Source organism: Johannesbaptistia floridana (genome assembly GCF_057440575.1).
On sequence record NZ_JALKVM010000032.1, the window covers coordinates 22,583 to 31,334 of the forward strand.

The 8,752-nt window shown below is 35.2% G+C and carries 6 protein-coding genes; 2 read left to right on the forward strand and 4 right to left on the reverse strand.

Annotated features, from left to right (window positions below; genetic code table 11):
- Position 1 precedes the first annotated feature (1 nt).
- Together MW688_RS02345 and MW688_RS02350 are read right to left on the reverse strand one after the other, a co-directional pair.
- The gene (locus MW688_RS02345) at positions 2-2,791 is read right to left on the reverse strand and encodes a CHAT domain-containing protein (protein WP_486734306.1); all 2,790 of its coding nucleotides are present in this window, start codon (positions 2,789-2,791) and stop codon (positions 2-4) included.
- A gap of 182 nt (positions 2,792-2,973) precedes the next feature.
- The gene (locus MW688_RS02350) at positions 2,974-3,639 is read right to left on the reverse strand and encodes an HAD family hydrolase (protein ID WP_486734307.1); all 666 of its coding nucleotides are present in this window, start codon (positions 3,637-3,639) and stop codon (positions 2,974-2,976) included.
- 252 nt (positions 3,640-3,891) lie between these two features.
- On the opposite strand from MW688_RS02350, the gene MW688_RS02355 reads away from it, so the two are divergent.
- Positions 3,892-5,685, forward strand: a complete 1,794-nt coding sequence (locus MW688_RS02355) for a proline--tRNA ligase (protein WP_486734308.1) — start codon at positions 3,892-3,894, stop codon at positions 5,683-5,685.
- On the opposite strand, the gene MW688_RS02360 is transcribed toward MW688_RS02355, so the two are convergent.
- Complete coding sequence (locus MW688_RS02360) at positions 5,682-6,611, reverse strand: hypothetical protein (protein WP_486734309.1); 930 nt, start codon at positions 6,609-6,611, stop codon at positions 5,682-5,684. The two genes, MW688_RS02355 and MW688_RS02360, sit on opposite strands and share 4 nt — an antisense overlap.
- A gap of 124 nt (positions 6,612-6,735) precedes the next feature.
- Positions 6,736-7,980 (reverse strand): ankyrin repeat domain-containing protein, encoded by a 1,245-nt coding sequence (locus MW688_RS02365; RefSeq protein WP_486734310.1) that lies wholly within the window; start codon positions 7,978-7,980, stop codon positions 6,736-6,738.
- 539 nt (positions 7,981-8,519) lie between these two features.
- On the opposite strand from MW688_RS02365, the gene MW688_RS02370 reads away from it, so the two are divergent.
- Complete coding sequence (locus tag MW688_RS02370) at positions 8,520-8,717, forward strand: response regulator (RefSeq protein WP_486734311.1); 198 nt, start codon at positions 8,520-8,522, stop codon at positions 8,715-8,717.
- The last annotated feature ends 35 nt before the right edge of the window (positions 8,718-8,752 follow it).

The window sequence follows — 8,752 nt, forward strand, 5'->3', positions numbered from 1 at the left end:
ACTAGAGCCAGTTACCTAGTAAGATAAAAGAAGCCCAATAGTAAGGTTGTGTATATCCATATTGCTCTCTATCCTGGATAAAAGCTATTTGGGTTTGGCGGAGGGCTTCAGCTTTATTGAGACCGCCTGTTTCCTTGATGTTAATTAATTGTTCATAAAATATGCGCATAAACTCCGTGGTAGAAGTGTCTTGTACAGGCCATAAAGCTGCAATTGCACTACGCGCTCCCGCCCTTACCGTTATACCAGCTATACCTAGTGTGGTTCTTTCATCCCCTGCGGCAGTTTTACAAGCACTAAATACTAATAATTCAATAGGGTTGGTTTCTGGTTCTCTATTTAATTCAAATAGGCTTTCTAAATCATCTATTCTTAAAAGTTCATTCCAACTCACCACATAAATATCGTTTAATTCCTCTTTAAATTCCCCGTGAGTAGAAATATGAACTAGGTTAAATTGATTAGCGTTAAGTTCTGTTTCTAATCTGTCTTTGACAAAATCTTCGTTGAGAAGTAATCTACTGTTATTAGGGAAGATGTTGATGATTTCTGTGACTTCTTTTTCCACATAGTTGAGTGAGGGAAAAGGAGAACCATCTTCTATAGTACGTTCTTCAGTTAAACCTGCTATAAGTAAATTGAGATCAACTTCTGCTATGGGTTGAGGAGTTAGGAGTTGTAAGCCGGGGGCTAGGGCGATCGCATATTTTTCTACTAAATATTGACCTGTTTTTTCATTAAAAAGAGCCGCCATCGGAACATTTCTCAGCAATCCATCGAGAACAAAAACTAAATTTTTGATATTTCTCTCATCTAACTCTGCCTCTACTTCTTCTCCAATTAACCAGTTATATAGTTTAATTGATGAGCTTCTCACTTCTGGTAAACGAGTAATGATGCTAAAATCAATCCGTAGTTGATTCAAGAGTTGATTTAATTCTGTAGAATCAATTTTCGTACTATAATTTCCCAGTGTTTGCTCCCCAGAAAAGGCCACAATAACTTCTAAGCGGTCTTTGAGGATAATAGGATAAAAGAATGCTGTTGGTACTTCTGCCTCTTGAACTAATTCATCTATTTGTTGAGGTTTAGCTGTAGTGCAAGCATCTCGAAAAAAGTCATTTAACTCGGCTATTTGTAAAGCTTCTATAACATTTCGAGCTTGGTTAAGATTTTCTTGGCTAGGGTTTGCTGATTTTAAGAGTAAATCTACATATTCTCGATAAACAGGTTCAACACTCCTACGGAAACTCAATTGAGTATTGACGGTTATTCCTATCAACTCCCCTCGTAATGATTCTAGAGTATTAAAAGATTGGTTGTAAAAATTGAGCGCCTCCGTTGTTTCTCCTTTGATTAAATATAGACGTCCTAACTGCCATTGAGATAAATAAGTAATTTCTGGATTAGTAGAATCAGAAATTAAGCTAAGTGCCTGTGTAGTTAAATTAATTGCTTCATCTATATTTTTCTGTTGTTGATTAATTCCCCCTAGGTAAACTAAAGTATAAGCTGCTAATTTTTGATTGTTGATAGTTTCAGCTTCCTGCAAGGCTTCGTTTAATATTTCTCTTAAATAACTTTGCTCCGGGGTATCAGGCGGAGTTTCTGAATTAATTTTATGCTTACATTGTTCTAAAAGTGGTGAATTTTCCTGAGATTCTTGACTAGTTAAAGTTGCTTTTTCCCAGCAAAGCAAACTTTGAGCGAGATTAAGACGTGTATCTATGGCAACTCTACCTACAGGTAATTGTTTAATTTTTGAATTGATTTTTGGTAAAATATTTGGCAGTTTTGACCATGATGCTTGTGCTATTAATAAATTAAGTTGATTTAGTTCGCCTCTCAGTTCAAGTTCTGGATCAGTTGTGGCAGTTTCGGCCTTTTGATAATAATTTAAAGCCGCATCAGGGAGTTCTTGACTCCTAGCTGTATTTCCCAAACTCAAATAAATGCTTGGGATTATCTGCTGTTTGTTTAAGTCATTTGCTAATTTTTGGGCTGAATTTAAACTACTTTCTAGAACTAGCTGAGATTCCTTTAGTTGATTACTTAATCTGAGTACATCTCCCCAATATTTCATTGCTTTAATTTGGTTTAAACTCAGCGACTCACTAGTATTTGTTTCTAGTTGCTTTTTCAACTCTGTGTGGCTTAATTCACTTAATTCTTGACAAGTTTTAATATCAAAACTCAAAATATCTATTAAAGCATTGCAGGCACGATTATGTAATCCTAGTTCTTGCATTGCTAAAATTTGATTCAGTTTACTTTCTTCAGCTTCCTCAATCTTATCTATACTTAAATATATTTCTTCAGCTTTTTTCCAGCTTTCAATTGCTGCTTCTAAGTTATTTTCTTCTCTCTGATTTATCCCTTTAAGATCTAAAGTTTGAGCTAATATTCGTGATTTATCGATACTATCAGGTTGACTGTTAAGAATAGTCAAACTTTCGTTAATTTTTACCCCAGCTTCTTTCCACTCTCCTAGATTTTGGTAAATTAAAGCTAAATTACTCAAAGCCATACTTTGATTGAGAAAATCTTGTTGAGAAGCAAAAGAGTCAACAGCTTGATTTAATATTTTAATTGCCTGGGAGTATTGACGGTTTTGATAGAAGTTTTTAGCTTCTACAATCAAATCTAAAGATTTGTGCTGATGAGTATCAGTGTTTCCGGTAACAGATTGTAAAATAACTTGTGAAGTGCTTATTTGGGGAATAAATACTGTTAAAGTCAAAGATAAGCTAAAAATAGTTAAAAGTTTGAGCAGAGTAGTTTGTTTAAACATAAGTAGCTAGGGTAAATCTATATTTTAATCTGGCTCTATCGAATCTGCTATGATAATATCATTTATCTAAAAAAATGCTATAAATACAAGGAAAGGGAACTCCAGAACAGTATACATAGCAAGGCTTTTTCTTTTTGAGTATAAAAAAAGTATTTTAAAGCTATTTTGAGCATTTTTTAAAATTACTCATTACTTAAAATCCAATTAATTATCTCTTGAATACCACCTCCAGCAGATGCAGTAGTTACACGGTGGGAGATCGCCTTTAATTCTGGGACTGCATTGGCTACAGCTACAGCTAAACCACAACTGAGTAGAAGATGTTCATCATTTTCAGCATCACCAATACCAACAACTGTATCAGAATCAATACCAAGTTCTGTTAAAGCCAATTGTAAACCAGTAGCTTTGTTAACACCAGTAGGTAAGATCATAATTTCTTTCTTATTTAAAATTATGGAAGCATCAATACCCATAGAATCAATTATGTATTGTAGAGTTTCTTGATGAGGTTGACGAGTAGCGACCAAAACTTGACCAGGATTAACAGGTTGAACATTTTTATCTACCAAAGTTGAGATAAACTCCTCTGGAAAAGGTTGTCCTAAAAATTGTGTAGTTTGTTGATGAGGATTATAAAAAACTGCCCCATTTTCTGCAACTATTCCTTCAAAAAGCTCAATTTCAGAGAATATTTCTAATAATTGCTCTAAAATTCTGCCAGTGATTAAAATTAACTTACCACCAGCTTCGCGATAGCGAATTAGAGAAGCAATAGTATTAGCATCAACTATACCTTCTGTAGCCAAAGTGCCATCAAAATCAGTGGCGATCGCTCTATAACGCATTTTTAATTTCCTTATTTTTCCTAGTGAATATAATAACTTAGTAAAGACCGCTAAGTTTGTAGTAGGGCTTTAGCCCTATCAAAGCATTATAAATTACAGTATAGTTACAATTTTTTAAAAAACTAGAGTATATAAAGCAAATTTAGTGTGAAAGGCTTTTTGAGTTGTTCTAACTGTTATAGGAACAGCTATATGTTATGATTAGCAAAATTATATAAATCATCATAATTTTATTGAGTGTAAGGTTTAACCATGCGACTATCCCAAATGCTATTTGTAACCCTGCGAGAAGACCCAGCAGAAGCAGAAATTATCAGTCATAAACTATTAGTAAGGGCAGGATATATCAGAAGAATTGGAAGCGGCATCTATGCCTACTTACCGATGATGTGGCGAGTTTTACAAAAAGTGAGTCAGATTGTCAGAGAAGAAATGAATGCAGCAGGCGCTTGGGAATGTCTTCTACCACAGTTACAACCGTCTGAATTATGGAAAGAATCAGGTCGTTGGGATACCTATACCAAAGCCGAAGGTATTATGTTTACCCTGATAGATAGACAAAAAAGAGAACTAGGATTAGGACCAACTCATGAAGAAGTGATTACAGCGATCGCTCGTGATTTAATTCGTTCCTATAGACAACTTCCCCTAAATATATATCAAATTCAAACTAAATTCCGAGATGAAATTCGCCCGCGCTTTGGTTTAATGAGGGGGCGTGAATTTATTATGAAAGATGCCTATTCTTTTGATCTAGATGATACAGGCTTAAAAGCCACCTACGCTAAAATGGATCGTGCCTATCGGCGCATTTTTGAACGCTGTGGTTTAGACTATCGCGCTGTAGATGCTGATTCTGGGGCAATTGGTGGATCTGGTTCTCAAGAATTTATGATTATAGCTGAATCTGGGGAAGATGAAATTCTCTACACAGAAGATGGTAGTTATGCAGCTAATACTGAAAAAGCCATTTCTCTGCCTCCGGCGCCAGAAGCTTCTCCCTATACTAAATATGAAAAAAAACATACTCCAGATACAGCAACTATAGCTCTATTATGTGACGCTTTATCTTGTTCTCCTACAGCTACAGTAAAAAATATTATCTATGAGGCGGTATATGAGTCGGGAAAACTAGCTTTAGTATTAGTAAATATTAGAGGAGATCAAGAGATCAACGAAGTCAAATTACAAAATGAGTTAACTAAATTAGCACCCCAGTATCAATCTAATACTCTAATTTCTCTAAAAGTTGCTGATAAAACTACCGCGGCTAAATGGGCAAGTAAACCTCTACCCTGGGGTTACATAGCACCTAATTTAAGTAATGATTATTTAATCAAGAGTGAAGAGATTATCCCTGAGTTTATTTCTTATGTAGATGAAACTGCTGTTGATTTGAAAAATTTCGTGACTGGTGCCAATGAAAGCGAATATCATGTAGTAGGAGCTAATTGGGGTACTGATTTTACCTTACCATCTAGAGTAGTAGATATTCGTCAAGCTCAAGCAGGAGATTTAGTAAGTGAAGATTCTCAACAGGTGTTACTAAGTGCTAGAGGTATCGAAGTAGGGCATATTTTTCAACTAGGCACTAAATATTCTCAAGCGATGGGAGCCACTTGTACCAACGAAGAGGGGGAAGAAATACCTTTAGCCATGGGTTGTTATGGTATTGGTGTATCTCGTCTGGCTCAAGCTACAGTAGAACAAAATCACGATAAGGATGGTATAATTTGGCCTGTGAGTATCGCACCCTATCAAGTAATTGTGATTATTCCTAATTTAGGAGATTCTCAACAGGTAAGTGTTGCTGAACAAATCTATCAAGATTTAACTGAAGCTGGTATAGAAGCTATTTTAGACGATCGCGATGAAAGAGCTGGTGTTAAATTCAAAGATGCTGATTTAATTGGTATTCCCTATCGTGTTGTTACTGGGAGATCTCTCAAAGAAAATAAGGTAGAGGTAGTCAAACGCGCCGATAAAGACCAACAGCAAATTACCGTGACTGAAGTTGTAGATTATTTAATTAGTTTAATAGTCTAACCTCTACTTGGTTTGTTTTCTCCCAATATTTTTTCTTTAGTCTGTATCTGAGGTAAATTAAGAGTTGCCATTGTGTGCCCATGTTGCTGCCGATGCTTAGAGGCTCGTTTTTTAACATAATATACAATATTACCTATAATCCAAATAGGAGTTAGAAAAAAGGCAACAATCCATAAGATATCAAAGATGAAATTGGGAGGATCTGTCAATGGTCCAAACAAAGATATATCTGTATTGCTAAAAACGACGAAAACCATTAAGAATAGTAGGGTATAAAGATTAGCTCTAGTTACAGACTTGAGCAAAAATTGAGGCGGGTTAGTCATTTTTTTAGCTAAAATAGCGTGAACAATTGGCTCTTCCCATAAAGTAGTCAAAAACATTCCCATCCCTAAAGCAGAAAAAATGTAAACAAATTTCAACCACCACCACTCCTGCTCATAAGATAATTCTAATAATACTATGTTAGCAGTATGTAAAATTAAACACCATAACATTAATCTGCCAAAGTTCATTTCGATACAACCAAACAACTTATATTTCAGTTGGGCAAACCGTTGACAAGGCAAAATAAAGCATATTGGTGTTAATACTAACAAACTAACAAACAAATAAATTCTCCGGTCAAATATAAATAACAATCTAAACAGTGACCAGCGATAATCGTAATAAAATAGATGGGTTACGGCGAAAGCCATAATAGAGCTATAGATATTAGCTACTATAATGGCAAAACTTGATTGAAATGGACTGATGTGTCGCTCATTAACCAGAAAAAAAATGATTTTTACTAATACTGCTCCAGTTAGTAATGTTATAAAAGAAGCCATATTATATAAATTCACGTATTCGGAATGTCGATGTAGATGCTCATAATAACCGACAGTTGGACCGCAAGCCAAAATAGAATTGAAGATAGAAAACATATATTTTCTCCTAAAGTATAGACTAATTATCTTTTTACCTTTGATCCTAATTGATGCTTAATTGAGTTCTAATCGGATTTTTTTGAGAATTGATGGAGAATTGATTGAGAAATAAAGAAGTCTCTTATTCTATAGAGGTCAAACCACCATGTTGTTGAAGTAGATAAGCGGTTTCACCATGACCTTTTTCATAAGCTAATTTGGTCGGTGTTATACCATCGCTATTGGTAGCATTGACATCAGCCCCTGCTTGCAGTAAGATTTCCACTATTTCACTGTTTCCAGCTATAGCAGCACTATGTAAAGGAGTATCACCATCGCTATTGGTAGCATTGACCTCAGCCCCTTCTTGCAGTAGAATTTCGACTGTTTCGGGGTTTCCATCCTTAGCAGCACTATCTAATGGAGTGTTACCGTCGTCATCGGTAGCATGAACATCAGCACCTGCTTCTAGTAGGATTTTAACTATTTCGGGGTTTCCATCCTTAGCAGCACTATCTAATGGAGTGTTACCGTCGTCATCGGTAGCATGAACATCAGCACCTGCTTCTAGTAGGATTTTAACTATTTCGGGGTTCCCAGACCAAGCGGCACTATCTAATGGAGTGTTACCGTATTTATTAGTAGTATAAACATCAGCCCCGGCTTCTAGTAGCATTTTGACTATTTCTAGGTTCTCTTCACTAGTATCACCATATAATCTCCATCCATAAAGAGCCCGATTTAAGGGAGTATCACCATCGCTATTGGTAGCATTGACCTCAGCCCCAGCTTGCACTAGTATTTTAATTGTTTCAATGTTTTTATTTTTAGCAGCATAATGTAAGTAGGTGAAACCGTCGTCATCGGTAGCATGAACATCAGCCCCAGCTTGCACCAGTATTTTAACTATTTCGGAGTTACCTTCAGTAACAGCAATATCTAAAGGAGTTTGATAATTGTAATTGGTAGCATGAAGATTAGCCCCTGCTTCTAGTAGGATTTTAACTATTTCGGGATTCCCTTCCAATACAGCTTCATGTAAAAGAGTTTGACTATTATAAGGAGTGGAAGTATTAACATTCGCTCCCTTTTGTACCAGGATTTCTACTAACTCTTGATTATTTTGAAATATTGCGCACTCTAAAAGAGTTGCACTCTCATGACCATCCGAAAGTATTGTATTAAATTTAAAATAAATTTTGGCATTAACATTTTTACCCTTTTTAACATAATCTTTGAGCATTTGAGAATTACTACAATAGACAGGATCAACAGTAGAATACAAATTTTTAACCCAAAAACCCAGCCACAGAACAGTTAAGCAACCTAGTACTAGAACTTGGTGTTTTTGGCTTATCCTAAAAGTATTTATTTGACTAACCATCATCTTTTCTCCTCAGTTTAATTATATTAAAACTTAAGACTATATGAGTTTTTATTGAGTTTTTATTGAGTTATAATATAGCAGGATAAAAAATGGTTAAGAAACATAAACTTAAATGATATCAAATCCGTTTAATTAGTTATCATTCAAGATATAGCGCTATATTCACATCTTCCACCAGTACTTATGTACTAAATTAACCTCAGAAAAAGTTCATTTCTCGTACTTCCTAAGATCGTAGCAAAGGTCAACCAATTTTTAAGGGCGATCGCATTAATTCTTTAACTCATTACTTCAAAACTCATTACTCATTACTGATTACTCATAACTTCAAAACTTCAAGACTTCAAAACTTCAAAACTCCAAGACTTCAAAACTCCAAGACTTCTTACTTCAAAACTCCAAGACTTCTTACTTCAAAACTCATTATTCATCCACAACCAGTAACATTTGGGTTTTGAGGCAAGATGTGAGAAGATGAGGTTGCTAGATCAAGAATGAGAATACTAGGATCATGAAGGTTAGTATATCTTGTTGGTCAAATGAAAATATTATTAGTTGAAGATGATCAAAGGATTAGTAAAGTCCTCGCCGAAGCTCTTACAGAGAGACAATATATTGTTGATGTAGCCTTTGATGGGGAACAAGGTTGGGATTTTATTAACTGTTTTCCTTACGATCTCATTATTCTGGATTTAACGCTACCGAAATTAGACGGGGTTCAATACTGCTTTTGTTAAGAGAAAATTATTGATTAGAGTAAGGTTGAAAGGAG

Excerpts from the sequence above, each read along its gene's own strand:
- MW688_RS02345 (WP_486734306.1), bottom strand. The coding sequence starts at position 2,791 with ATGTTTAAACAAACTACTCTGCTCAAACTTTTAACTATTTTTAGCTTA.
- MW688_RS02350 (WP_486734307.1), bottom strand. The coding sequence starts at position 3,639 with ATGCGTTATAGAGCGATCGCCACTGATTTTGATGGCACTTTGGCTACA.
- MW688_RS02365 (WP_486734310.1), bottom strand. The coding sequence starts at position 7,980 with ATGATGGTTAGTCAAATAAATACTTTTAGGATAAGCCAAAAACACCAA.
- MW688_RS02355 (WP_486734308.1), top strand. The coding sequence starts at position 3,892 with ATGCGACTATCCCAAATGCTATTTGTAACCCTGCGAGAAGACCCAGCA.
- MW688_RS02370 (WP_486734311.1), top strand. The coding sequence starts at position 8,520 with ATGAAAATATTATTAGTTGAAGATGATCAAAGGATTAGTAAAGTCCTC.
- MW688_RS02360 (WP_486734309.1), bottom strand. The coding sequence starts at position 6,611 with ATGTTTTCTATCTTCAATTCTATTTTGGCTTGCGGTCCAACTGTCGGT.